Here is a 2,696-nt window from a genome sequence, read left to right on the forward strand (position 1 = left end):
CTGGCCGCGCTCGGCAGCGAGCCCGCGCCCTCCTCGCCGGCCCGCATGAAGGCCATGGTCGAGCAGGAGATCCGGCGCTGGAGCGAGGTGGTCGCCAAGGCCGGCATTCCGCCGCAGTGAGCGCCGCCGGCCGGATGCCGGCTTAACGCTTCCCTAACGATGGGGCGCTACGGTACTGTCGCGTTGGCGAACCAACGGGAGCCCTGCGTGCGCACACTGCTTGTGGAAGACGACGAGATGATCGGCAAGAGCCTGGTCCGCGGCCTGGAGCGCTCGGGCTGGGCCGTGGACTGGGTACGCGACGGCCTGCTCGCGCAGAGCGCGATGGCCGATGGCGACTACAACTGCGTGCTGCTCGACCTGGGCCTGCCCAAGGCCGACGGCATCGAGGTACTGCGCCGCGCGCGCAGCCTCCGGGACGACACGCCGGTGCTGATCCTGACGGCGCGCGCGGCCCTGGGCCAGCGCATCGAGGGGCTGGACCTCGGGGCCGACGACTACCTGACCAAGCCCTTCGAGCTGCCCGAGCTGCTGGCGCGCATGCGCGCGATCACGCGGCGACGCCATGGCGCCTCGAACTCCATCGTCGGCAGCGGCAACGTGCAGCTCGACCTCACGACCCGCGAGGTGCTCTACAAGGGCACGCGCGAGACGCTCACCGCGCGCGAGTTCGCGCTGATGCACGCCATGCTCGAGCGGCCCGGCGCCATCCTCTCGCGCGAGCAGCTCGAGAGCCGCATCTACGGCTGGGGCGAGGAGGTGATGAGCAACGCGGTCGACGTGATCATCCACAACATGCGCCGCAAGCTCGGTGCCGACACCATCCGCAACGTGCGCGGGCTCGGCTGGCGCATCGTGGATTCATGAGCGCCATGATCGATGCCCCGAAGCGCCCCTGGTACTCGCCGGGCTCGCTGCGCAACAAGCTGCTGCTGTGGCTGGTGCTGGTGCACGTGGCGGCGGCCCTCGGAGTGGCCTGGTTCACCTACACCAGCTACGACCGGCTGATCGTCACCTTCAAGGACGACCAGATGCAGATGCTGGCCGAGTCCTATGCCGGCAAGGAGAACCTGCCGGTGCTCAAGCCCACCGACGAGGCCACGCTCTACAGCCGCGGCAGCTTCGTGATCCAGGTCTGGAGCGCCGACGGCCGGCTGCTGGCCAGTTCCCGGCCGCAGCTCGCGATCGGCCTGCAGCCGCGGCCGGGGCTGCACACCGTGCGCCTCGCGCCGGGCGACACCGGCATCTGGCGCGTCTATGCCACCGACCCGGGCGCGGACGGCGGGAACTTCCGCGTGCAGGTGATCCAGAACGGCGGCTTCGTGCGCACGCTGGTCGAGCGGCGCGCGCTGCAGTCGGCCATGCCGATCGCGCTGCTGCTGCCGCTGTCGCTGGCCGTGCTGTGGCTGGTGGTCTGGACCTCGGCGCGCCAGCTGCGCCGCGTGGCGCTCGACGTGGCGGCGAAGGACGAGCGCAGCCTGTCGGCGCTGTCGGTGTCCCATGTGCCCGACGAGATCGCGCCGCTGGTGCAGGCCTTCAACAGCCTGCTCGGGCGGCTGCGCCAGGCCTTCGCCGCGCAGCGGCGCTTCGTGCAGGACGCGGCGCACGAGCTGCGCACGCCGATCGCGGCGCTGGGGCTGCAGCTCGACAACATGCGCGCCGAGGTGCCCGGCGAGAGCGCCGAGGAGCACTACCTGCAGCTCAAGGGCGGCGTGACGCGCGCCCAGCACCTGATCGAGCAGCTGCTGCGCATGTCGCAGCAGGAAGGCGGCGATCCGCTCGAGGCGGCGCTGCCGCAGGACGCCGCCTCGGCGGTGCGCGACAGCATCGCGCGCCTCCTGGTGATCGCCGACCGGCGCCGCATCGACATCGGCTTCGATGGCCGCACCAGCGCCAGCGTGACCGCGCCCCCCACCGAGTTGCTGAGCCTGTTCGACAACCTGATCGACAACGCGCTGCGGCATGCGCCCGAAGGCAGCGTGGTCGACGTGCTGCTGCACGTGGTCGACGGCCGGCCGGTGCTGGACGTGATCGACCATGGGCCGGGCATTCCGCCCGAGGCGCTGGCGCGCGTGTTCGACCGCTTCTACCGCGTGCCGGGCACCGCGGCCGAGGGCAGCGGCCTGGGCCTGGCGATCGCGCAGATGGCCGCGCAGCGCAACGGCATGCGCATCGAGCTCATCAACCGCAGCGACGACGAGGGCCGGGTGCGCGGCCTGATCGCGCGGGTGCACCTGCCTTCGCCTTAACGCTGGGTTAACTCTCGCATAAAGAACGCATAAAGCACGATTTCTACAGTGAGCCCAGCCCGAACGTGCCCCGGCCCGTTCGGATTCCTTCCCTCCCCAGGAGCTCACTGCCATGCGACCCCTTTCCCGACTGCTCTGCACCCTGACCCTCGGCGCCGCCGCCTTCGCGGCCCAGGCCGAAAGCTACGACGGCGTCCACCAGGGCGCCGGCCTGCTCGACCGCGACGCGGTCGCGGCGCAGGCCGTTGCCACGGCGCGCGCACCCGACCAGAACGTGGTGCACGGCTCGCGCGGCGCCGATCCGCTGGTCTCGACGCTGTCGCGGGAGTCGGTGCGCCAGGCCGCCGTCGCGGCGGCCCATGCGCCCGACCAGAACGTCAATGCCGGCTCGCGCGTGAACAGCGTGGTGGTGCCGACCATGTCGCGTGCCAAGGCCCAGGCCCTGGC

The 2,696-nt window shown here is 71.4% G+C and carries 3 protein-coding genes; all 3 read left to right on the forward strand.

The genetic code is table 11. The features are described from left to right. Positions 1 to 207: 207 nt before the first annotated feature. Entirely contained in the window at positions 208 to 867 is a 660-nt protein-coding gene (locus tag AC27VN_RS38280; protein ID WP_296782290.1) for a response regulator, read from the forward strand. A gap of 5 nt (positions 868 to 872) precedes the next feature. Next, positions 873 to 2,249 (forward strand): ATP-binding protein, encoded by a 1,377-nt coding sequence (locus tag AC27VN_RS38285; protein ID WP_490880038.1) that lies wholly within the window; start codon positions 873 to 875, stop codon positions 2,247 to 2,249. Between the two features lie 112 nt (positions 2,250 to 2,361). Next, positions 2,362 to 2,696, forward strand: a 335-nt coding sequence (locus AC27VN_RS38290) for a hypothetical protein (RefSeq protein ID WP_490880039.1), incomplete at its 3' end; no start/stop codon positions are given.

The sequence above is a fragment of the Variovorax sp. 20P10.2.4 genome, assembly GCF_058244205.1.

What these genes read in the sequence shown, in the direction of transcription:
- AC27VN_RS38285 (WP_490880038.1), top strand. Translation starts at nt 873, where the DNA reads ATGATCGATGCCCCGAAGCGCCCCTGGTACTCGCCGGGCTCGCTGCGC.